We start from the raw sequence: 23,195 nt of genomic DNA on the forward strand, positions 1-23,195 counted from the left end.
TCCATCAATATCACCTGCTCATTCCTCCGCGCTATCCAGCGCGGATTCTAACGTGGCAGGTGGGTCAATTTTACTCGCTCATAACCCACCCAAGTGGGTCAATTTCGCATGCCGATTCACAATCCTGTCCGCCATCAAGAAGGGCTCGATCACCGATTATATTGCCAACATCGTGGCGCTGTCCGGCCTTTCGATTCCGAATTTCTGGCTGGGGATCATGCTGATCCTGCTTGTGTCGGTGAAATGGCAGCTTCTGCCGGCCTCGGGCTATGTGCCGTTCGATGAGGATCCAGTGCGGTCTATTCAAGTGATGATCATGCCCGCCTTCGTGCTTGGCACCGCGCTTGCCGCGACCCTGATGCGTCACACACGCTCGGCGATGCTGACCGTGTTGACGTCAGACTATGTGCGCACCGCCCGCGCCAAGGGTCTGTCAGAACGCAAGGTCATCCTGAAACATGCTTTCCGCAACGCCCTGACACCCATCGTCACCCTGTCGGCCCTGTTGTTTGGTGAATTGATCGCTGGCGCGGTTCTGACCGAGCAGATCTTCACCGTGCCGGGCTTTGGCAAGCTGATCGTCGATGCCGTGTTCAACCGGGACTATGCCGTGGTGCAGGGCGTCGTTCTGGTAACGGCGGTCGGCTTCATCATGATGAACCTCGCGGCCGACGTTGCCTATGTTCTTCTAAACCCACGCCTGAGGAAGCAATAATGGCCCATGCCACAGAGCCCATGACCGTGGACGCCGGGACAGCCGCCGATCCGGTGCTGGAGCGCAAACCGCAAAGCCGCGTCTGGAAAAAGTTCCGCTCCCATAAATCCGCCGTTCTGGGGGGCATTCTGGTGGCTTTCTTCGTTGCCATCGCGGTGCTGGCACCGGTTCTGCCTGTGCCCGACCCGACCGCGACGGACTGGGCGAGCGTCCGCAAAGCCCCCAGTGCGGCACATCTGTTCGGAACCGATGAAATCGGCCGAGATGTTCTGTCGCGGATGATCTGGGGGGCCCGCGCGTCCTTGCTGGCCGGTGTCGTGTCTGTGCTGATCGCCGTATCTCTCGGCGTGCCACTGGGCATCGTTGCAGGCTATTTTGGCGGGTGGATCGATGCCGTTATCTCACGCTGCACCGAGGCGCTTCTGGCGGCCCCCTTTTTGATCCTCGCGATCGCGCTGGCCGCTTTTCTAGGGCCATCCCTGACCAATGCGATGATCGCCATCGGCATTTCCGCGACGCCGCTTTTCGTGCGCTTGGCTCGGGGTCAGGTTCTGTCGGTCGCGGCCGAGGATTACGTCGACAGCGCCCGCGCGATCGGCTTGCCGACGCGCAAGATCCTCTCACGCTACATCCTGCCCAATATTCTGCCCCCGATTTTGGTGCAAGCGACCCTGACCATCGCGACAGCGATCATTGCAGAGGCCTCGCTCAGCTTTCTCGGTCTTGGCCAACAGCCCCCCTCGCCCTCTTGGGGATCCATGCTGAATACCGCCAAGAACTTTCTCAATCAGGCGCCCTGGATGGCGCTTTGGCCGGGCATTTCGATCTTTCTCGTGGTGCTGGGCTTCAACCTTTTGGGCGACGGGCTGCGCGACGCGCTCGACCCTCACGAACGCTAGAACTGGAGTGTCCATGTCTGACTTTACAACCCGCCCCGTGATCCGTGGCACATTCGGTGTCGTCACCTCGACCCATTGGATCGCATCCGCGGTTGGGATGTCGATCCTTGAAAAGGGCGGCAACGCCTTTGATGCCGCCGTCGCGACGGGGCTGACCCTGCAAGTGGTTGAACCCAACCTGAACGGTCCGGCAGGCGATCTTCCGGCGATCTTTCATTCGGTCACGTCCGGTACCGGCGTGATTGCCGCCCAGGGCCCCGTTCCGGCGGCGGCCACGATTGCGCATTACCGCGCGCAGGGTCTTCAGCTGATTCCGGGTTCGGGTCTGCTGTCCACGGTCGTGCCGGGGGCTTTTGATGGCTGGATGCTGATGCTGCTGGGGCATGGCACCATGACGGTGCGTCAGGTCATGACGCCCGCTATCGACTATGCCCGCGACGGTCACCCGATGCTCCCGCGTGTGGCGGGCACCATCGCCGATCTGGCGGACTACTTTGCCGCAGAATGGCCCACGTCTGCCGCGGTCTGGACGCCCGGAGGGGAAGTGCCCGCTCCGCATGCCCTGTTCCGCAATCCTGATCTTGCGCAGACCTACGACCGCCTCGTCGACATCGCAGAGGCCGCGGGCGATGACCGCGCGGCCCAGATCGACGCCGCCCGCACCGCATGGGCAGAAGGGTTCGTCGCCGACGCGATCTTTGACTACCTCAAGGATGCCGAGGTGCACGACGTGTCGGAACGCAAGAACCGCGCCGTTCTGGCCCCCGCCGACATGGCCGGCTGGCGGGCAGAGATCGAGACTCCCCTGTCTTACACTTACCACGGCTGGACCCTTCACAAGACCGGCCCCTGGGGTCAGGGCCCTGTGTTGCTGCAATCGCTGGCAATTCTGAAACACTTCGATCTGGCCGCCATGGACCCGTTGGGGGACACATTTGTCCACACGGTCATCGAGGCGATGAAGCTGTCCTACGCCGATAGAGAGGCCTATTACGGCGACCCGAAGACCAGCGAGATCCCGATGGATGTGCTGCTGTCTGACGACTACAATCGCGAGCGCGCCAAGCTTATCAGCGATACGGCATCGATGGATCAGCGTCCGGGGCGGGTGCCCGGGTTCGAACATCTGGCCGACGCCTATGTCGTGCGCGCCGAACAGGATTTCGGTGTCGGCGCCATCGTGGCGCAGGAACCCACGATGGCCCACCTGACCGACAAGAAGGGCGACACCGTCCATCTCGACGTGATCGACAAATGGGGCAACTGTGTCTCGGCCACCCCCTCCGGCGGCTGGTTGCAATCGAATCCGGTGATCCCCGGGCTCGGATTCCCACTCAATTCGCGCGCACAGATGTTCTGGCTGGAAGAGGGCTTGCCGACCTCCCTTGCACCGGGTCGCCGACCGCGCACGACACTGACACCAACCCTGGCCGAAAAAGACGGCGCATTCCTGGCATTCGGCACGCCCGGTGGCGATCAGCAAGACCAGTGGCAACTGATCTGGTTCCTTCACTTCGTCCATCACGGCATGGACCTGCAACAGGCCATCGATGCGCCGCTGTTTCACTCCATGCACTTTCAAAGCTCGTTCTTCCCCCGCGCCGTCAAATCCGGTGAAATGATGATCGAACCCAACGTGGGTGCCGCCTGCATCGAGGCATTGCGCGCGCGTGGCCATATCGTCACCGTGGCGGATCCCTGGACCGTGGGTCGTCTGACTGCGGCGCATCGGTGCGCCAACGGGACGTTGTCCGCCGCCGCCACGCCGCGCCTGATGCAGGCCTATGCGGTTGGCCGCTGACATGACCTATTCGCTGATTGCCCGCATCCCGGAAACCGGCGAAATCGGCGTCGCCGTGGCGTCACGCTTCTTCGCTTGCGGCGCGATCGTGCCGCATATCGGTCCCCGCAGCGCCGTCGCAACGCAGGCATTTGTGAATCCCTTGTGGGGAACCGAAGGGATCACCCGGATGGAGGCGGGAGAGGCCGCCGAAGACGTGCTTGCGGATTGCATCCGGCGGGATGCGGGCCAGCATATCCGCCAATGTCATATGATGGATGCGGCGGGGCGCTTTGCCGCGCATACGGGCGCCGACTGCGTCGACTGGTGCGGGCATATTCAGGGGGATACCCATTCTGTCGCTGGAAATATGCTGAAGAACGAGGCCGTCCTGCGCGCCACTTTTGATGCCTTTGACGCCTCTGGTGACCTGCCCTTGGCAGACCGGCTGCTCTTCGCGATGCGCGCAGGAGAGGCCATGGGCGGCGACAAGCGGGGCCGTCAGGCTGCGGGTCTGCGAATTCACCAAGGCGAACATTACGCGCACCTTGATCTGCGGGCAGACGATCACGGCGATCCCCTGTCGGAGCTGGAACGCTTGCTCGACGTATCGCGCGAACGCTATGCCCATGTCGCCCGAAGCTTTGCCACCAGCGGAAACTTCTGCGGCGCGACGGATCGCACCCCGATCGACGCGGGCATTCAGGCCGAACAGGACAGACGCCGTGCCGCAGGGCTTTTGACGCGGTCTTTGGCAACAGAGGCCGTGGCCTGCGCGCAGCCGCACCCCGGATCAGAGGCGGGAGGACTTGACTCCCGTCGTGAGGACCCTACTGGCTGTCCGTCACTTTCAAAACCGACGGTATCGGAACCATGACACCCCCTGCGACATCACCAGCCCCGTCAGACATCGTCGAACGCCTTGCGACGTTGATCGCGCTCGGTGAGCTGGAACCAGACGGCCGATTGCCGCCGGAACGCATTTTGGCGACCCGGTTCGGTATCAGCCGCTCCCGGCTGCGACAGGCGCTGGACCAGCTGGAATCCGAAGGCGCCGTCTATCGCCGTCAGGGTCGCGGGACCTTTGCTGCACCTCCGGTCCACAACGGCTACAACGGCCTGAACCGGTTGGCGCGCCATGCGAGCCCGCAAGAGATCATGGAAGTCCGGTTACATATCGAACCGACGCTTGCCGCCCTTGCCACCGTACGGGCCAGCCCCGGCGACATCGCCCGTCTGGAACAACTGATGTTGGCCACGCTGGATCAAAGCGATCAAGCAGCGTACGAGGTCGCCGACGACATCTTTCACTATCACGTTGCCAAGGCGGCCGGGAATATCCTGTTCCTTGAGGTTTATGAATCCATTCGCACCGTGCGAAAGCTTGCGGCCTGGGGAAACCTGCGCCGCGAAAGCCATACGGCAGAGGCAATGACCCGCTTTGGTGAACAGCACCAGTCCCTGTTCCGCTGTATCTCCTCTGGTCAAAGCAGCGAAGCCGCCCAAGCGATGGAGCTGCACATCCAGGACGTGAACCGCATGATCCTGGCAGGCGATCCTTAGGAAACGCCTTGGTATTTCCGAGCCGGTATAAGCCCCGAACCCACAGACTTCGACGCGGCTAGGGTGCGCGACAGGGCCGTTCTGGCGGGTGAAATTTTACCCGCACCCATGGCGCTGACCTTGGCCAAACGCCGATCCTGCGCGACGACAGCCACTGCTCTCCCTCGATCGGCAAACTTTCATGCGCCTCGCCCCGCGCAGCCCCTGCTCCCGGCATCGGAGAGCTGCGAAATCCCCCCGCAACCCCTTGGTGTGGAGCGCGCGCCCGCCCCGCCTGATGTCGTCCGCACAGGTATTCTCTTCGACTATCATTTCTGCCACACATCTGGTCTGGGCCCCCGAACCGACCTCCACGGGAGGAAATAGTAAATTTTGCGTTAAATCAAATAGTTAAAACCTGTATCTGGAAAGATTTCTCACCGTCCTCATGGATTTTTCCGGGCGCCAAGGCCTCGCACAAAACCCCTTGGACACCCGATTTCTTAGGGTTTTGCTTTTTCTGCCCCGAGAAACGGCGCACAAACGCGCGTGGTGGCGGCATCCATTGATCGAAAGTCGGCTTGGCTTTCGATCATAGCGGCCGCCGAAGGGGGGAGCGCCTTGTCTTGCCAGTTTGAACCAAGCGGTTTAGCAAGGCGCCTCGTTATTGTTCAAAAGGAGGGGTCACATGTCTAAATCAATTCGTTTTCCCATGCTCGGCGGCGCAGCAGCTCTGCTCAGCTTGGCCTGCATCGCGGGTACCGCTGTCGCACAGACCGAGGTCAAGATCGGCTATGCGCTCGCGCCCAATTCGCATTACGGCGTTGCCGCCGAGAAATTCGATGAGGTCGTCTCGGCCGAGACCGATGGAAAATTCGAATTCAAGCATTTTCCCTCCTCTGGCCTTGGTGGCGAGCGTGAAGTGATCGAAGGGCTGCAAATCGGCACCATCGAGGCGACCATCGTTTCCTCGGGGACGCTGGCCAACTTCGTGCCCGAAACCGGCGTGTTCGACATCCCGTTCCTGTTCCGTGATCTTGGCCATGCGCGCCGCGTTCTGGACGGCCCCGTCGGGCAGGAGATCCTGGCCAAGTTCGACGCTGTTGGCCTGCATGCCTTGGCTTGGGGCGAGCAGGGCTTTCGTCACATCACCAACAACCGCAACCCGATCACCACGCCGGCAGATGTCGCCGGCCTGAAGATCCGCACCATGGAAAACCCGGTGCACCTGGAAGCCTTCAACACGCTGGGCGCCGCGCCCACCCCGATGGCCTGGCCCGAGGTGATTTCGTCGCTGCAACAGGGTGTGATCGACGGTCAGGAAAACCCGCTGTCAGTGATCGTCTCGGTCAAGCTGAACGAAGTGCAGAAATACCTGACCCTGTCAGGCCATGTCTATTCGCCCGCAATGCTTTTGGTGTCCAAACCGTTTTGGGACGGGCTGAGCGACGAGGACAAGGCCGCCTTTGAAAAGGGCGCAACCGAAGCTGCCACCGCGATGCGTGGCTTTGTGGACGATGTGGAAACCAGCGGTGTCGCAACCTTGAAAGAACGTGGCATGATCGTGGGCGAGTTGAGCACCGAGCAGAAAGCCGCGTTCCAGCAGGCCGTGCAAGGTGCCTATGAGACCTACTATAAAACCTACGACAAAGCGCTGATCGACCGCATCATCGCAACCAAGTAATCGCAGCATTGCGTTCAAGCTCCCGGGGCCGGTTCAAACACACCACCGGCCCCGGGACACGCGCTGCGCAGACAGGATACACCCCATGAGCAGGTTGGAGCGGGGCTTTGTCGCCCTCAACAAATGGGCGGTGATCGCTATGATCGCCGGCATGGCGCTGGTCGTCGGGGCCAATGTCGCGCTGCGCTACACCACCAATAATTCACTACCCTGGGCCGACGAGGTCGCGCGGTATCTGATGATCTGGATGACATTCATCGGTGCGGGCCTCGCGCTGCGCACCGGCGGCCATGTCGCGATAACAAATTTGCAGGATGCGCTGCCCCGCCGGGCACAGATCGTTCTGCGCGCCGGGATCGTTCTGATCCTGCTGGCGTTCTTCGTGTTCATGATCGTAACAGGACAAGAGTATCTGACCCGGATGCAATATCAGAAAAGCCCCGCTTTGCGGCTGTCTTTCAAATATGTCTATGCGGCCATGCCGGTCGGATTTGCGCTGATGAGCGTGCATCTGCTGCTGATCGCGCGCCAGTTCATCATGGCTGGCACTTATCGGGATGCGCCGACCGGCGATGCCCTGCCCGGTGCCGCCAATGGCTGAGATCCTTTTTCCCGCCCTGTTCCTGCTGATGGCGCTGGGCTTGCCGGTCGCCTTCTCCATGGCGATCGCGGTGTTCTGTGCCCTGACGATGGCCAGCACCTATCCCGAGATCGTCGTGGTCAAGGAGATGTTTGCCGGTCTCGATTCCTTTCCGCTGCTGGCGGTGCCCTTCTTTGTGCTGGCCGCCGAACTGATGACCGGCGGCGCGATCACCCATCACCTGTTGCGCTTCGCGGCACAGTTCGTCGGCCATCTGCGCGGCGGTCTGGGCCATGCCAACGTGATTTCCTCGTCGCTGTTCGCGGGGATTTCCGGCTCGGCACTGGCCGATGCGGCCGGTCCCGGCGCGATGATGATCCGGATGATGGAAAAGGGCGGATATGACCGCGCCTATGCCGGGGCGCTGACAATCTCCAGCGCCGTAGTCGGGCCGATCATTCCCCCCTCGATCACGATGATCATTTACGCCATGCAGGACGAAGAGGTCTCGGTCGGATCGCTGTTCATGGCCGGGATCGTTCCGGGCTTGCTGATTACCGCGGCGATGCTGGCCACCAACGCGATCATGGCACGCAAGCGCGGTTATCACGGAGTCGGAAGCCGCCCCGGCGTGACCGAAATGATCCGCACCACGGCGGTGGCGCTGCCGGCTCTGATGCTGATCGTGCTGGTGGTTGGCGGTATCCGGTTCGGCATGTTCACCCCGACCGAGGCCTCGGTGATCGCTGTCTTCTATGCGCTGATCTGCGGCATGTTCGTGTACCGCACGCTGCATTTGCGCGATCTGCCGCAAATCCTGTTGCGCGCCGCCCTGATCAGTTCGGCGGTTCTGTTAATCCTCGGTGCGGCGCGGGCCTTTGCCTGGATTCTGATCATCGAGGGCATCCCGCAGGAACTGGCCGAGACCATCATTGGCTGGGATCTGAGCCCGGTGATGTTCTTGCTGGCGGTCAATGTGCTGCTGCTGGTGTTCGGTCTGTTCATGGATCCGCTGCCCGGTGTGATGATCTTGGTGCCAATTCTCGCACCGATCAGCCATGCGCTGGGGATCGCCCCGGAACATTTCGCCATCGTTGTGATCGTCAACCTGACCATGGGCCTTGCCACGCCCCCCGTGGGGGCCTTGATCTATGTGGTGTCCTCGGCGACCCAGATGCGCCCGGCGGCGCTGATCCGTGAACTGCCGCCGTTCTTTCTGGCGGGCATCATCGTCTTGTTGCTGCTGACCTTCGTGCCTTTCCTGTCAACCTGGCTACCGCAGGTCAGCGGCGTCTGACTGCGATTGATCTCTTCGCCGGGGGGCCCTGTCCCCCCCGGCGGTGCACCTCTCACGCCACGTCCGACTTGCGTGTGCCCGGCGCAATGGCCAAAACCGACGGCGGGACGCGTGGTCGGGGCTTGCCCCGCCGCGCGCCGTGAGGAACGAAAGGATGCCCCCGTGACCATGCCCCCGGCTTTTGAACATCTGCGCCTGCCCCTGATCGGCAGCCCGCTTTTCATCATCTCGAACCCCGATCTGGTGATCGCCCAGTGCAAGGCGGGGATCGTCGGCGCATTCCCGGCGCTGAACGCGCGGGAAAAGGAAGGCGAGCCGATCGAGCTGGAACGCTGGCTCACCCGCATCACCGAAGAACTCGACCGCCACAATCAGGCCAACCCCGATCACCCCGCCGCGCCCTTTGCCGTGAACCAGATCGTGCACAGATCAAACGCGCGGCTGGAACGGGATGTGGAGATTTGCACCAAATACAAGGTGCCGGTCTGGATCACCTCGCTCGGGGCCCAAACTTGGGTCAATGACGCGGCGCATTCGGCGGGTGGGATTACCCTGCACGACGTGATCAACAACCGCTTTGCCAAAAAGGCCGTGGAAAAAGGCGCGGACGGGCTGATCGCGGTGGCCGCCGGTGCCGGGGGCCATGCCGGCGCCATGTCGCCCTTTGCGCTGGTGCAGGAAATCCGCGACTGGTTCGACGGGCCGCTGTTCCTGTCCGGTGCCATCGCGCGCGGTGACAGCCTGTTGGCAGCCCAAGCCATGGGGGCCGACGGCGGCTATATGGGATCAGCCTTTATCGCCACGCAAGAGGCTAACGCCGAGGATCGCTACAAGCAGATGATCGTCGAGAGCGGCGCCGATGACATCGTCTATTCCGATCTGTTCACCGGGGTCTGGGGGAACTACCTGAAACCCTCGATCGCGGCGGCGGGCATGGACCCGGACAGACTCGAACGCTCCGACCCCTCAAAGATGAATTTTGGCCAAGACCGGGAAAAACCCAAAAGCTGGAAGGAAATCTGGGGCTCTGGCCAAGGCATCGGTGCGGTCGACAAGGTGGTTCCGGCGGCGGATCTGGTGGAGAGGATCGCGCGCGAATATCTCGCCGCGCAAGACCGGCTGGCAAAGACACTGGGCTGGACCCGGGGCTAACCTCCGTCACACCAACGGATCGCCCGGCGACAGCCCCGGGCGATTTCTCGGCTCAGACCGGACCCGGTCTCAGTTCTGCGCCAACCTGAACGGCAGGGCCTGCGCACCGGCACGATACCAGTCCGCGATCTGCGCCCGTTCTTCCGGTTCGATCCAGCTCACATTCGCGGGCGGCATCGCCGCGCTCACCCCGGCCTGCAGATAGATCTGGCGCGCCGCGGCGGCGATCTCGGGCCGGGTTTCCAGCAGAACGTTCTTGGGCGCACGGTGAACGCCGTCCCAGGCCGGCTCGCGCGTGTGGCACATGGAACAGCGGCCCATCACGATATCGGCGACCTCGTCAAACCCCTCGGCCTCGGCAAAGACGGTCTCGGTCGGGGTCAGCGCGCGCGCCTCGCTCTCCTCATAGCTCGACTGTTCCGGCGCCGCGGTCGACAGGACCATGATCGCGATGAACAGCGCCGCCGTCGCGACCCAGGTCCAGATCGGATTGCCCTTGCGGGCATGGCGGGTGTTGAAATAATGCCGGATCGTCACCCCCATCAAGAACACCAGCGCCGCGATCGCCCAGTTGTAGCGGGTCGCAAAGGCCAGCGGATAGTGGGTCGACAGCATCAAGAACACCACCGGCAAGGTCAGATAGTTGTTGTGGGTCGAGCGCAGCTTGGCGATCTTGCCGTATTTCGCATCCGGCACCCGCCCGGCCTTGAGATCGGCCACCACGATCTTCTGGTTCGGGATGATGATAAAGAACACATTGGCCGTCATGATCGTCGCGGTGAAGGCCCCCAGATGCAGCATCATCGCCCGGCCGGTAAAGATCTGGTTATAGCCCCAGCCCATCGCCACCAGCAGCACGAACAACAGCACCATCAGCAAGGTCGGGCGCTCTCCCAATCCTGACTTGCACAGGAAATCATAGATCACCCAGCCCACCGTCAGCGAGGCGGCGGAAATCGCGATCCCCTGCCACAGCGCAAGATCAGCCTTGCCCGCGTCGATCAGAAACAGCTCTCCACCGGCCCAATAGACGATCATCAACAGCGCCGCGCCGCTCAACCAGGTCGAATAGCTTTCCCATTTGAACCATGTCAGGTGCTCTGGCATATGCTCCGGCGCGACCAGATATTTCTGGATATGATAAAAACCACCGCCGTGAACCTGCCATTCCTCGCCATGGGCGCCCACGGGCAGATGCGGCGCCTTGCGCAACCCCAGATCCAGCGCGATGAAATAAAACGAGGATCCGATCCAGGCGATCGCGGTAATCACATGCAGCCACCGCACCGCAAAGGCCAACCAGTCCCAGATGATCGCCACGTCCTGCATCGGTTTCTCCTTTGGGCATTTCACCCCGCGCCAGCCTGTTCCAGTCCCGTGCTAGCCTATTCCAGTATTGTCATGTATCCGGGGAAAGCGCCAAGATGCTTCAAATAAAAACGAATAATGAGCCCCAATGGCCTATCTGGACAACATCCAAACCTTCGTTCGTGTCTATGAATTAGGCAATATGTCTGCGGCGGCGCGCGACCAAAGGATTTCCGCCGCCGTCGCCTCGGCGCGGATTTCCCAACTCGAGGAACATCTGAACGTCCGGCTGTTCCAGCGCACCACGCGCACATTGAACGCCACCGAACAGGGCCATATGTTCTATCGCGGCGCCTGCAAGATCCTCGAAGCGGTGGATACGGCCGAGGCCGAGATCTCCAATGTCACCATGACACCGCGCGGCTCGCTCTTCGTTGCCGCGCCGCTAGGGCTGGGTCGGCGGGTGATCGCGCCCGCAGTTCCGACGTTCAAGGCGCAGTACCCGCTGATCGACATCCGGCTGCGGCTGTCCGATCGCAAGCTCGATCTCGCCGCCGAGGGGCTCGACCTCGCCTTCTTCCTTGGCATCCCCGAGGATTCGACCCTGCGCATCCGCAAGATCGCCGATTGCCCCCGCCTGCTCTGCGCCGCGCCCGCCTATATCGCCCGGCGCGGCATGGCCGAAAGCGGCGAGGCGTTGGTGCGCGACAAGCATGACTGCCTGAACCTGCGCTATCCCGGCGCGCCGGAATTCCAATGGCCGCTGCAAACGCCAGACGGGGTGCGACGGTTTTCCGTCCATGGCCCGTTCGAATCCGACGATGGCGATGTGCTCACCGGCTGGGCGCTGAACGGGCACGGGATCATCCTCAAACCCGTGTTCGAGGTGGCGGACTACTTGGCGACCGGCGCGCTGGTCCCGGTGGCCAAGGCCGAACCGCCGGTGCCGATCCAGCTTGCCTGTCTCTACATGCACCGCCGCCGACAGGATCCCAAGACGCGGCTGCTGATCGACTTCATGGCCGAGCGCATCCAGACCGCGCTGAAATAGCCCGCGCTGCCCGCTTCTTCTTGTTCCAAATACTCAAATCGAAACGGTCGCACCGGACCAAAGCCCCGGATGTCCGGGCCTGTTCTCAAACGGCGCTGAACTGTCGTTCAACCGGCACTCAACTGCCGCGATAGGTGGAATAGCCAAACGGCGACAGCAGCAGCGGCACGTGATAATGGCTCGCCTCTGCCATGCCAAAGCGGATCGGGATCAGGTCAAGAAACCGGGGCGGCTCCTGCGCCGGGCCGGTCTCGTCCAGATAGGCCCCGGCGTGAAACACCAATTCATAGGTGCCGGGTTCGAACTCTGCCGCCGGCAGGATCTGGGTGTCGGTGCGCCCGTCCGCATTGGTGAACAGGCTGCGCAGATGGCTGCGCCCCGCCCCGTCGATCCGGTACAGCTCGATCTTCACCCCCGCCGCCGGGCAGCCGCGCGCGGTGTCCAGAACATGCGTTGTCAGATAGCCGGTCATCTTGGCCCCTTTGCTTGCCTGCCTGATTTCTACGCGCGTCGACTTCGTGCCGCACCCGGAAATTCACTACAACTCCTTCAAGAAATACAGGAAACTGCTTGCTGTTGTAATGTCCTAAAACATAACCGGATCAGCAGGAGACCGCCGAATGACACGCTACCCCCGCGACATGCGCGGCTATGGGGCCACCCCGCCCGATGCGAAATGGCCCTGCGGCGCCAAAGTCGCGGTGCAATTCGTACTCAATTACGAAGAAGGCGGCGAAAACAACGTCCTGCATGGCGATGCGGCGTCCGAGGCGTTTCTGTCCGACATTGCCGGCGCCGCCCCTTGGACCGGCCAGCGCCACTGGAACATGGAATCGATCTATGACTACGGCGCCCGGGCCGGGTTCTGGCGGCTGCATCGCCTGTTCACCGGCCAGAATATCCCGCTGACCATCTATGGCGTGGCTACGGCATTGGCGCGCAGCCCCGAACAGGTGGCGGCGATGAAATCTGCGGGCTGGGAAATTGCCAGCCACGGGCTGAAATGGGTCGAACACAAGGACATGCCCGAGGAGGAGGAGCGCGCGGCCATCGCCGAGGCGATCCGGCTGCATACCGAGGTGGTCGGCGAACGCCCGCTGGGCTGGTACACCGGGCGCTGCAGCGTCAATACCGTGCGGCTTGTGGCCCGCGAAGGTGGGTTCGCCTATATCTCTGACACCTATGACGACGACCTGCCCTATTGGCTGGAAGTGGGCGATCAGGACCAGTTGATCATCCCCTATACGCTTGAAGCCAACGATATGCGCTTCGCCACCGCGCCGGGCTATATCACCGGCGAGCAGTTCTTTACCTATCTGCGCGACGCGTTCGATACGCTTTATGCCGAGGGACAGGACGGTGCGCCCAAGATGATGTCCGTCGGGCTTCACTGCCGGTTGATCGGACGCCCGGGCAAGCTTGCTGGGCTGAAACGCTTTCTCGACTACATTGGCGAGTATGAGGATGTCTGGACCCCGCGCCGCATCGACATTGCCCGGCATTGGGCGAAAACCCATCCGCATCAGCGCTGGGAACGCCCCAGCCGGATGGATCACGCCCGCTTTGTCGAGGCCTTCGGCAGCATTTTCGAGCATTCCCCATGGATCGCCGAGCGCGCCTTTGCGCTGGAACTGGGCCCGGCCCATGACAGCGCGGTGGGGCTGCAAAACGCGCTCGCCCGCGCCTTCCGCTCCGCCAGCCGGGAGGAGCGGTTGGGCGTGTTGCGCGCGCACCCCGATCTGGCCGGAAAACTGGCAAGCGCCAAACGCCTGACCGCCGAGAGCAGCAACGAACAGGCCAGCGCCGGCCTTGATGCGCTCACGGATGAAGAACGGGAAACCTTCACCCGGCTCAACACCCTCTACATGGAAAAGCACGGCTTTCCCTTCATCATCGCCGTGCGCGACCATGACAAGGCGGGGATCCTCGCCGCCTTTGAACGGCGCCAAGCCAATGACAGCGCGGCCGAGTTCGGCGAGGCCTGCAAACAGGTCGAACGCATCGCCAAGATCCGGTTGCAGGACATGTTGCCGTGACCCAGATCCACACCGAGGCCCTCACGGCCACCGCCTTCGCCCCCTTTGGCGACGTGATCGCGTTCAAGGATGCCCCCGACCAGATCATCAATCAGGGTCTGTGCGGGCGGCATCACGATCTCGCACGGTTGGATATGGGCGACGGGCGTGCTGGCATCAACCTGTTTGACGCACAGCCGCGCACCCTGCCCTATTGTTTGGAGATGATGGAACGCCACCCGCTGGGAAGTCAGGCGTTCATTCCGCTCAATCCGACATCGTTTCTGGTCATTGTCGCACCAGATGCGGGCGGCAAACCGGCCACGCCGCGCGCCTTCTTGACCGCTCCGGGACAAGGGATCAATCTGCTGAGAAACACGTGGCACGGGGTTCTCACCCCGCTTCACGCCCCCGGCCAGTTCGTGGTGATCGACCGGATCGCCCCGGCCGATACACCGGGCAATAATCTGGAAGAACACTGGTTCGACGCGCCGTTTCAGGTCACGTCGGGCTGACACGAACAGGTCGCCGGCCTCAAGAAAATAAAAACGCCGACGCCTCAACACGGAGGGACAGACCATGATACATTCATCCATCGGCAGCCCGGAACAGCTGCGCGATCCGAATTACACACCGCCGCTAGCGGTGGCGGTGCCGCTGGGCATCCAGCACGTGCTGGCGATGTTCGTCAGCAATGTGACCCCGGCGATCATCGTGGCCGGCGCCGCCGGCTTCGGGTTCGGCTCCAATTCCCCCGATTTCCCCGAACTTTTGTACATGATCCAGATGTCGATGCTGTTCGCCGGTGTCGCCACGCTGCTGCAAACCATCACGCTGGGGCCAATCGGCGCGGCGCTGCCGATCGTGCAGGGCACCTCTTTCGCCTTTCTGCCGATCATGATCCCGCTGGTGGCGGGCAAAGGGGTCGATGCGCTCGCCGCGCTGTTCGGCGGGGTGCTGATCGGCGGGCTGTTCCATGCCGCGCTTGGCACCGTGATCGGCAAGATCCGCTTTGCCCTGCCGCCGCTGGTCACCGGGCTGGTGGTCACCATGATCGGTCTGGCGCTGGTCAAGGTCGGCATCGAATACGCCGCCGGTGGTGTCCCGGCCAAGGCCAGCGGCGCCGCAAGCTATGGCGGGCTGCTCAGCTGGTCGGCGGCGCTGGTGGTGATCCTTGTCACGCTGGTGCTGAAATTCTTCGCCCGTGGCATGCTGTCGATCTCGGCGGTGCTGGTGGGCATCGCGGTGGGCTATGTCTATGCACTGGCGATGGGGATGCTGTCGTTTGACGCCATCGCAACCAGCTGGGCGCGCTCTGCTAGCTTCGCCCTGCCGCAGCCGTTCAAATACGGGTTCGAATTCTCCTTTGCCGCCGTCATCGGGTTCTGCCTGATGGCCTTCGTCTCGGCGATCGAGACAGTCGGCGACGTCAGCGGCATCACCAAGGGCGGCGCCGGACGCGAGGCCACCGACAAGGAGATTCAGGGCGCGACCTTTGCCGACGGGTTCGGCACCGCCATAGCCGGGGTCTTCGGCGCGCTGCCCAATACCTCGTTCTCCCAGAACGTCGGCCTGATCGCCATGACCGGCGTGATGAGCCGCCACGTGGTGACCATCGGCGCCATCTTCCTGATCATCTGCGGGCTGATCCCCAAGGTCAGCGGCGTGATCCGCACCATCCCGATCGAAGTGCTGGGTGGCGGTGTGATCGTGATGTTCGGCATGGTGGTCGCCGCCGGTATCTCGATGTTGTCCGATGTCGTCTGGAACCGGCGCAACATGGTGATCTTTGCCGTGGCGCTGTCGGTCGGGCTTGGGCTGCAGCTCGAGGTGATGAATGTGCCGCCGGGTGCGCCCAACGCACTGCAACACCTACCCGACACGCTGCGCATCCTCGGGGCCTCGGGCATCCTGCCCGCCGCGCTGATCGCCATCGTGCTGAACCTCGTGCTGCCGGCGCATCTGTCAGATGAATCCACCGACGAGGTCACCGGCGGTCTGTCCGGGCACGGCAAGGGATCGCTGTCGGGCGAGTAATCTTCCCGAGCAGATATCAGAAACACCAACGCCCGCCCTCTCAAAAAGGGCGGGCGTTGGTTCGTTAAGGATCTGCAGGCGCCTTACAACGGCATATGCCGGTTCACGTCCTTATAGAGCAGATAGCGGAACCGCCCCGGCCCACCCGCATAACAAGCCTGTGGGCAAAAGGCGCGCAGCCACATGAAATCACCGGCCTCGACCTCGACCCAGTCCTGATTCAACCGATAGACGGCCTTCCCCTCCAGCACATAAAGCCCATGCTCCATCACATGGGTCTCGGCAAAGGGGATCACCGCGCCGGGCTCGAAGGTGACAACATTCACATGCATGTCATAGCGCAGATCTGTGGGATCAACGAACCGCGTCGTCGCCCATTTGCCCTCGGTGCCCGGCATCGCGGTCGGCGCGATATCGGCCTCGTTGGTGACAAAGGGCTCTGGCGGCGCGATCCCCTCGACGCTTTGGTACGCCTTGCGCACCCAGTGGAACCGCACCGGCGCATCGCCGCTGTTGCGCAGCGCCCAAGCTGTCCCGGCGGGGATATAGGCATAGCCGCCCGGCCCCATCTCATGGGGTTCCCCCGCAACCGTCAGCGTCATCTGCCCCGCGACCACGAACAACACCGCCTGCGCACGCGGGTCGGTTTCAGGGCGGTCACTGCCGCCACCGGGGGCCAGTTCGCCGATATACTGCGAAAAGGTTTCCGCAAACCCGGACAAGGGCCGCGCCATGACCCAGAATCGCGCGCCCTCCCAGAACGGCAAAAGGCTGGTTACGATATCACTGAAGCAGCCCTTCGGGATCACCGCATAGGCATCCGTGAACATCGCCCGATCCGTCAGGATCTGGGTTTGCGGCGGCAGGCCGCCGGTCGGGGCGTAATAGGTGCGCTCGCTCATTTTGGGCCCTCCGGGGCGGTTCGTGAAACTGCGCCATCAAAGCGCCAAGCAGCCGGTATTTCCAACCGCTTTCCCTATCGGTACAGGCAGAAGGACTGGCTGGAAAATCCTGATAATCTGGCGATCCGCCGTCCCCACACACACCACCGGCACGCAAAGCTCAAGACCGCAACCGCCCGCGCATACCGATCCACGCGCGCGACGCTTTTGAACGCACTCCACAATGGCGGTTGGGCAGGGCGTAAATCGCCTGGACCCGCAAATACTTTCGGAAAAACCAGTGGTGCCGCTGAGAGGACTCGAACCTCCGACCCCATCATTACGAATGACGTGCTCTACCAGCTGAGCTACAGCGGCCCTGGTGCGGAGCGCTCATAGCACTGCCGCGCGGGGCGGGAAAGAGGTTATTTTCCTCTCACCTCCGCCTCGGTAACATCCTCGGCCTCCAGAAGCTCGGCCTCGGGGGTCACATCCGCCGCGTCCGCTCCTGAGTCGTCCCCAATGTCACCCTCTGAATCGTCCTCTGCGACCACTTCAAGATCGGGAATTTCCTCGACCAGATCGCGCGGTTGCTCTGCCGGTTTTCCTGTGATCAGCGGCAACATCGCACCACCCATCGCGCTGGAAATCTCCGGCATCTTGGGGGTGGTCCAGCTCAACGTGTCGAAGCTGTGGCAGAATTCACAGAACGGCGCCCATTCGGCATGGATGTGATTGCAGTTGTCGCAGACCCATTGCGGCCCACGCGGCGCATTCAGCGCGCGCGCCAGCCAGCCCTGCACCACCGCGTCCGGGGCGCCCTCGCCCCTCTCGATCGCCGCCATCAGCGTCAGCGACCGCGCATCGGCGGCCTTTTCGGCCAGATCGCCCAGCGCGCGACGCGCCTCGGGGAAATCCTCGGCGACGATGTTTAGTTCGGTCAGCAACAACCGGGTTTCCGGGTGCTGCGGGTTGATCCGGGTCAGCGTCTGGAACCGCTTCAACCGCTCTGCCGGGGTCTCTTTCGGGGCGATCTCGGCAAAGGCGGCGGCAAGGTCGGGGTGCGGCTGAGCCTCCCACGCCTTTTTCAGCACTCGCACGGCGAGGCGCGGCTTGCCCTGCGCGATATGGGCGCGGGCGGCCAGCGCAGCGGCGGGCACCAGATCGGGCGACAGGCGATTGGCCTCGATGGCATGTTCGCGCGCCTCGATCGACATCTCTTCGTCCAGCACCTCGCGCGCTTCTGACAGCGCCAGAACCGCATCGCGCCGTTTGTACACATCGCGGGGCAAACTCCCCGATTTGAGCTTGGCGCTGAGCGTGCTGCGCGCCCCGGCCCAGTCTTGCGCCCGCGCCTGTAGATCAAGCAGAACGTCCTGCGTTTCCTCGTGGCGGGGGCGCAGCGCCAGCGCCTTTTCAGCCAGCTTGCGCGCGGTCTCGGTATCGCCCTCGGCCAGCTTCTGTTTCATGATCCCGCGCACACCGACAAAACGGGTCGCCTCGTTTGCCACCAATTTCTTGTAGGTATCGGCGGCCTTTTTGGTGTCGCCAGCCATTTCGGCAGCCTGGGCCGTGAGCAGATCGGTCAGCTCTGGCTTGTCCAGATAACGCGCCGCGCGGCTTGCCTTGGCCATCGCCAACCGCCCCTCGCCCGAGGCCAGCGCCATCATGCCATCGGCCAGCGCCTTATAGCCACGCCGCTCGCGCCCCTTGTCGAAAAACCGCGACAGCGCGGTTTCATCGCCATTGAGAAACCGCCAAGTTGCCACCAGCAGAGACAACAATTTCAGCATCAGCCAAAGCAGCAGCACAAGCGCCGCCAACGCGATCACCGATTGCAGCGGGCCCAGGGTGTATTCGGTCCCCGCCACGGTGATCTGCACGCCACCGCGCATCTCGAGCAGCATACCGGCGCCAACGGCCAGCAGGGCGACAATCGCCACGAAGACGAGGATTTTCAGAAGTGACCACAGCATCGCAGGCCCCTCAATTGGTGTTCAGGCTTTGCGCCAAAGTTTCGGCCGCCTCAAGCGCCGAAAGGCGCTGTGCGGCACGTGCGGTCCACTCTGCCAGCGCGCTGCGCGCGGGATCGGGCAGGGTGGCGATCTCGTCCAAGGCCTGTGACAGGCGACCGGCGGTCAGGTCCGCTTCGACCCGCGACAGCACCGCATCGGCATCCCCGCCTTCACGCGGCGCAACCGAGCGCGCGCCAAGCTGGCGACGCAGAAACGCGCCAAGGCTTCGGTCGGTCTCAACCGTGCCGGCGCGGGCGGCGGCCAGCGCATCCCGTGCGGCGGGTGGGTAGCTGTCGCGCAGCGCCGCCATCGTCGCCACCCCATCGGCGGCGGCAGACAGCGCATCGGGAACCGCGACGCCCCCGGCGCGCAACTCGTCCAGAATGCCGCCCAGGGGCGCGCCCGACTCCAACATACCGCGCAGGCGGGCCAGCGCGTTGCGGTTGGCGGCGGCCTGCGCCGCCTCGGTGGCGCGACCCTCGGTTTCACGGGCCTCGGCGATCATCTTTTCGACCTCGGCGCGCTGCTTGGCCATCGCCTCCTGCACCGCCGCAAGTTCGCGTTCATACGCCGCAACCGCTTCGGGGTCAGCGCCCTGGGTCAGCGGGCGTGTTTCCAGCTCATTCAACCGGGCGTCCAGCGTGGTCATCTTGCCGGACAGATCCGTGACCTCGGCGCGCAGGCTATCCAACGCCCCCTGACCGCTGGCCAGTTGCCCCGACAGATCGTCGAGTTTTGCACTGACCGGCGCCAGATCGGGCACATCAAGACCCGAAACGCTGTCTTGCACCTGTTTCACTGCCGCGCCCGTCATCGCCACATCGGATTGCAGCGCGGCGATCGCGGTGGCACTGGTTCCAGATTTCAGCGCAGCGGGGAGATAGGGATCAAGGATCTCGGTCCGGGCGACGACAAAGCCCAGCGATGCCGCCAGAACCCCGCCGATCAGCGCCGGGAAAAAGCCGCCGCGCCGCTCGATGATCCGCTCGACCGTTGGTGCGGCTTCGGCTTCGGCTTCGGCTTCGGCTTCGGCTTCGGCTTCGGCTTCGGCTTCGGCTTCGGCTTCGGCTTCGGCTTCGGCTTCGGCTTCGGCTTCGGCTTCGGCTTCGGCTTCGGCTTCGGNCGGCTTCGGCTTCGGAAGGATCCGCGTCGCTCTCGGAGGTTTCGTCAAGGGTCACATCTGCATCGCCTGCACCGTCGTCAGGGCGCGGGGCGGTAAGATCGTCTGCCTGATCCTCTGCTCTGCGGCCGGAGTCTTCGGCCTGCGGTGCAGTGTCGGCGTCCATCTCGGGTTTCGGATCGGTCTTGTCGGTCACCCTGAAATCCCCTCCGATTCTCAAATGATTAAACCAATGCGCTGGCGCTACACTACTGCGCCGTGCGGGGGCCCTCAACCCGGCTCGCTTGATCACTTAGGCGTTCCACGGCGGCGGCCATCGCCGCCCCATCGGGCCGATCCGCAACGATCAAAGCGCTATGGGTCATATTTACAAGGGGTTCTGCCGCCGCCTCGCTGATCGCGGCAAGATAGAGCGGCGCAGGCCCCCTCGCGGCATCGGCGAATTGTCGCGCCGTACGTGGCGAAAACAACGGCACAATCACCGGATCATCGCCCCGCAGCGCCCTGTGGGCCGCATCGCTCAGCGCCACAAGCCGCTGATCATACAGCGCTTGGGCGCGCGTCTTGATGCCCGCCGCCGTCAGTCGTTCGGCAATATCGCCCCGCGCATGGACCCCGCGCAGATGCAACAGCGGGCCTTGCGGGCAACGATCGCCCAAGGCGGCGACCAGCGCATCGGCGGTTTCAAAGCAGTCGTTTACCGTCCAGCCAGCCCGGCGCGCCGCCTCGGCGGTGGCGTCCCCGACACAATAGGCGGGCAGGGTGCGGGCGGGCAGGGCAGGGTGCACCCCCGCAACAACACCAGCAGCAACACCATTGGCCGAGGTAAAGATCACCCCGCGCACCCCGTCCAGTGACACCGGGTCGGGCAGAACCACGATGTCCAGCAGCGGCGCATAGATCACCCGCAGCCTGTCCCGCAGATCCGGGGCAAGTCGGGCCACGAACCGTTCAGCCGCGGCGCGCGGGCGTGTCATCAACAGCGTCAGCATCCAGCCCCCGGGATTGTTTGCCAAGGGTCAGAGTGTTACCTGCCAAGACAATGGGACGCAACGGCCGGGCAAAATGGCACAGACGATAACGATACTCGGGCTGGAAAGCAGCTGTGACGATACCGCGGCAGCGGTGGTGCGACAGGGTGAAGGCGCGGCACAGATCCTGTCCTCGATCATTTATGGCCAGACCGAGCTGCACAGCGCCTTTGGCGGCGTGGTGCCGGAACTGGCCGCGCGCGCCCATGCCGAAAAGATCGACCTTTGCGCCGCCGAGGCGATGCAACGCGCCGGGGTGAGCTTTGAGGATCTTGATGCGGTGGCGGTGACCGCCGGTCCGGGGCTGATCGGCGGCGTCTTGTCCGGTGTCATGTGCGCCAAGGGGATTGCGGCGGCGACCGGCCTGCCGCTGATCGGGGTCAACCATCTGGCGGGCCATGCGCTGACGCCGCGGCTGACCGACGCGGTGGCGTTTCCCTATCTGATGCTGCTCGTCTCTGGCGGGCATTGCCAATACCTAATCGTGCGAGGGGCTGAGGATTTCAAACGTCTTGGCGGCACCATCGACGATGCGCCGGGCGAAGCCTTTGACAAGACCGCGCGGCTTTTGGGCCTGCCGCAACCGGGCGGCCCCTCGGTCGAGGCAGAGGCCAAGGCGGGCGATCCCGCCCACATCCGCTTTCCACGTCCGCTGCTGGACCGGGACGATTGCAACCTGTCCTTTTCCGGGCTCAAGACCGCCTTGATGCGGGCGCGCGATCAGATCGTCGCGCAAAAAGGCGGGCTGACCCACGCTGACCGCGCCAATCTTTGTACCGGGTTCCAACAGGCAATTGTCGATGTACTGGCTGAAAAGACCCGACGCGCCCTGCGGATTTATCTGCAGGAGACCCCCGCCGTACCGCTGCTTGCCGTGGCGGGCGGGGTGGCGGCAAACACCGCCATTCGCGCCGGGTTAGAGACTGTTTGCACCGAGATGGGCGTGACCTTTACCGCACCGCCATTGCGGCTTTGCACCGATAACGCGGCGATGATTGCCTATGCCGGGATCGAACGGTTTCGGTTGGGCGCGCGCGACGATCTCAGCCTTGCCGCGCGACCGCGCTGGCCGCTGGATCGCACCAGCCCGTCCCTGATCGGCGGCGGCAAGAAAGGGGCCAAGGCATGACCCTGTCGGTGATCGGCGCGGGGGCCTTTGGCACGGCGCTGGCAATCTCGCTTGCCGGGCGCGGGCCGGTCTGTCTTTGGGCGCGCTCGGTCGAGCAGGCAGCCGCGATGAACGCCAGCCGCGAAAACGCCGCCCGGCTGCCCGGCCACACCCTGCCACCATCGCTGACGGTGACATCGGAAATCACGGTTGCTGCGCAAAATCAGACCCTATTACTGGCCGTTCCGATGCAAAAGCTGCGGGATCTTCTGCTCGACCATGGTGAGATGCTGCGCGGAAAAACCCTTGTCGCCTGCTGCAAAGGCATTGAATTGAGCACCGGGTTGGGGCCAATCGCCGTGATCGCCGATTGCCTGCCCGAGGCGCGCTCCGCACTGCTGACCGGACCAAGCTTTGCCCATGACATCGCCGCCGGGCTACCCACCGCGCTGACGCTGGCCTGCGCCGATGCGGATCTGGGGAAAGCCCTGCAACAGGCTCTGAATACGGGCAATCTGCGCCTGTACCGCAGCACCGATACCATCGGCGCGGAACAGGGCGGCGCGCTGAAAAACGTGATCGCCATCGCCTGCGGTGCGGTGATCGGGGCGGGCTTGGGCGAAAGCGCGCGCGCGGCGCTGATGACGCGAGGCTATGCCGAGATGCAACGCATGGCGCTGGCGCTGGGGGCGCAGCCAGAGACGCTCGCCGGGCTTTCGGGCTTTGGCGATATGGCGCTGACCTGCACCTCGGAAGGGTCACGCAACTATCGGCTGGGCCTGTCACTGGGTCGGGGCGTAGCGTTTGATCCATCGGTCACGGTCGAGGGCGCCGCCACCGCCCATGCCGTCGCCGCCAAGGCCCGCGACATGAATCTGGATCTGCCGATCACCGCCTGTGTGGTCGGTTTGCTGGACGGAAGACTTACCCTGAACGCGGCGATGACCGCGCTGTTGACCAGACCCCTGAAGGAGGAATGA

Annotated in this window: 20 protein-coding genes and 1 tRNA gene; 15 read left to right on the forward strand and 6 right to left on the reverse strand. The window is 63.4% G+C overall.

All coding sequences use genetic code 11. The features are described from left to right. Positions 1–52: 52 nt before the first annotated feature. The 9 genes from E1B25_RS12695 (at position 53) to E1B25_RS12735 (ending at position 9,649) form a co-directional block, all read left to right on the forward strand. Positions 53–715: an ABC transporter permease gene (locus tag E1B25_RS12695; protein ID WP_280960249.1), complete on the forward strand. Its 663-nt coding sequence runs from the start codon at positions 53–55 to the stop codon at positions 713–715. After that, entirely contained in the window at positions 715–1,614 is a 900-nt protein-coding gene (locus E1B25_RS12700) for an ABC transporter permease (protein WP_206338546.1), read from the forward strand. Before E1B25_RS12695 ends, E1B25_RS12700 begins: the two co-directional genes overlap by 1 nt. 13 nt (positions 1,615–1,627) lie before the next feature. After that, positions 1,628–3,415, forward strand: coding sequence for a gamma-glutamyltransferase family protein (locus E1B25_RS12705; protein WP_132829814.1), 1,788 nt, complete (start codon positions 1,628–1,630; stop codon positions 3,413–3,415). Position 3,416: 1 nt separating this feature from the next. Further along, positions 3,417–4,271, forward strand: coding sequence for a DUF1028 domain-containing protein (locus E1B25_RS12710; RefSeq protein ID WP_132829816.1), 855 nt, complete (start codon positions 3,417–3,419; stop codon positions 4,269–4,271). Then, entirely contained in the window at positions 4,268–4,957 is a 690-nt protein-coding gene (locus E1B25_RS12715) for a FadR/GntR family transcriptional regulator (RefSeq protein ID WP_132829818.1), read from the forward strand. Before E1B25_RS12710 ends, E1B25_RS12715 begins: the two co-directional genes overlap by 4 nt. A 691-nt stretch (positions 4,958–5,648) precedes the next feature. After that, positions 5,649–6,620 (forward strand): TRAP transporter substrate-binding protein, encoded by a 972-nt coding sequence (locus E1B25_RS12720; RefSeq protein ID WP_132830091.1) that lies wholly within the window; start codon positions 5,649–5,651, stop codon positions 6,618–6,620. 85 nt (positions 6,621–6,705) lie between these two features. Then, complete coding sequence (locus E1B25_RS12725) at positions 6,706–7,221, forward strand: TRAP transporter small permease (protein WP_132829820.1); 516 nt, start codon at positions 6,706–6,708, stop codon at positions 7,219–7,221. Next, on the forward strand, positions 7,214–8,497 hold the full coding sequence (locus E1B25_RS12730) for a TRAP transporter large permease (RefSeq protein WP_132829822.1): 1,284 nt from the start codon (positions 7,214–7,216) through the stop codon (positions 8,495–8,497). The genes E1B25_RS12725 and E1B25_RS12730 overlap by 8 nt, the downstream gene beginning before the upstream one ends. A gap of 168 nt (positions 8,498–8,665) precedes the next feature. Then, positions 8,666–9,649, forward strand: a complete 984-nt coding sequence (locus tag E1B25_RS12735; RefSeq protein WP_206338549.1) for an NAD(P)H-dependent flavin oxidoreductase — start codon at positions 8,666–8,668, stop codon at positions 9,647–9,649. Between the two features lie 69 nt (positions 9,650–9,718). Here the strand turns inward: E1B25_RS12735 and E1B25_RS12740 are convergent, their stop codons facing one another. After that, entirely contained in the window at positions 9,719–10,978 is a 1,260-nt protein-coding gene (locus E1B25_RS12740; RefSeq protein WP_132829825.1) for a urate hydroxylase PuuD, read from the reverse strand. 127 nt (positions 10,979–11,105) lie between these two features. Between E1B25_RS12740 and E1B25_RS12745 the strand changes: the two genes are divergently transcribed. Then, entirely contained in the window at positions 11,106–12,008 is a 903-nt protein-coding gene (locus E1B25_RS12745; RefSeq protein ID WP_132829827.1) for a LysR family transcriptional regulator, read from the forward strand. A 118-nt stretch (positions 12,009–12,126) separates the two neighbouring features. Here the strand turns inward: E1B25_RS12745 and uraH are convergent, their stop codons facing one another. Next, complete coding sequence (gene uraH, locus E1B25_RS12750; protein WP_132829829.1) at positions 12,127–12,480, reverse strand: hydroxyisourate hydrolase; 354 nt, start codon at positions 12,478–12,480, stop codon at positions 12,127–12,129. A 148-nt stretch (positions 12,481–12,628) separates the two neighbouring features. Here uraH and puuE point away from each other — a divergent pair, with 148 nt between their 5' ends. The 3 genes from puuE to E1B25_RS12765 all read left to right on the forward strand — a co-directional run bounded on the left by puuE (position 12,629) and on the right by E1B25_RS12765 (position 16,060). Beyond that, positions 12,629–14,044, forward strand: a complete 1,416-nt coding sequence (gene puuE / locus E1B25_RS12755; protein ID WP_132829831.1) for an allantoinase PuuE — start codon at positions 12,629–12,631, stop codon at positions 14,042–14,044. Continuing rightward, positions 14,041–14,538 (forward strand): ureidoglycolate lyase, encoded by a 498-nt coding sequence (locus tag E1B25_RS12760; protein ID WP_132829833.1) that lies wholly within the window; start codon positions 14,041–14,043, stop codon positions 14,536–14,538. Before puuE ends, E1B25_RS12760 begins: the two co-directional genes overlap by 4 nt. Positions 14,539–14,602: 64 nt before the next feature. Further along, positions 14,603–16,060 carry a uracil-xanthine permease family protein gene (locus E1B25_RS12765; protein WP_132829835.1) on the forward strand — a complete coding sequence of 486 codons (1,458 nt, stop codon included), beginning with the start codon at positions 14,603–14,605 and terminating at the stop codon, positions 16,058–16,060. A gap of 83 nt (positions 16,061–16,143) precedes the next feature. Here E1B25_RS12765 and E1B25_RS12770 read toward each other — a convergent pair whose 3' ends face one another. The 4 genes from E1B25_RS12770 to E1B25_RS12795 all read right to left on the reverse strand — a co-directional run bounded on the left by E1B25_RS12770 (position 16,144) and on the right by E1B25_RS12795 (position 21,092). Further along, on the reverse strand, positions 16,144–16,962 hold the full coding sequence (locus tag E1B25_RS12770) for a bifunctional allantoicase/(S)-ureidoglycine aminohydrolase (protein WP_132829837.1): 819 nt from the start codon (positions 16,960–16,962) through the stop codon (positions 16,144–16,146). A 281-nt stretch (positions 16,963–17,243) separates the two neighbouring features. Then, a tRNA-Thr gene (locus tag E1B25_RS12775) sits at positions 17,244–17,319 on the reverse strand. 47 nt (positions 17,320–17,366) lie between these two features. Next, a complete protein-coding gene (locus E1B25_RS12780) occupies positions 17,367–18,917 on the reverse strand; it encodes a heme biosynthesis protein HemY (RefSeq protein WP_132829839.1) in 1,551 nt (516 codons plus the stop codon). A gap of 1,407 nt (positions 18,918–20,324) precedes the next feature. Continuing rightward, the gene (locus tag E1B25_RS12795) at positions 20,325–21,092 is read right to left on the reverse strand and encodes a uroporphyrinogen-III synthase (RefSeq protein WP_245510712.1); all 768 of its coding nucleotides are present in this window, start codon (positions 21,090–21,092) and stop codon (positions 20,325–20,327) included. Positions 21,093–21,141: 49 nt separating this feature from the next. On the opposite strand from E1B25_RS12795, the gene tsaD reads away from it, so the two are divergent. After that, positions 21,142–22,236, forward strand: a complete 1,095-nt coding sequence (gene tsaD / locus E1B25_RS12800; protein ID WP_132829855.1) for a tRNA (adenosine(37)-N6)-threonylcarbamoyltransferase complex transferase subunit TsaD — start codon at positions 21,142–21,144, stop codon at positions 22,234–22,236. Then, the gene (locus E1B25_RS12805; protein ID WP_132829857.1) at positions 22,233–23,195 is read left to right on the forward strand and encodes an NAD(P)H-dependent glycerol-3-phosphate dehydrogenase; all 963 of its coding nucleotides are present in this window, start codon (positions 22,233–22,235) and stop codon (positions 23,193–23,195) included. The genes tsaD and E1B25_RS12805 overlap by 4 nt, the downstream gene beginning before the upstream one ends.

This window comes from Antarcticimicrobium sediminis (assembly GCF_004348975.1).
Taxonomy (GTDB): domain Bacteria; phylum Pseudomonadota; class Alphaproteobacteria; order Rhodobacterales; family Rhodobacteraceae; genus Antarcticimicrobium; species Antarcticimicrobium sediminis.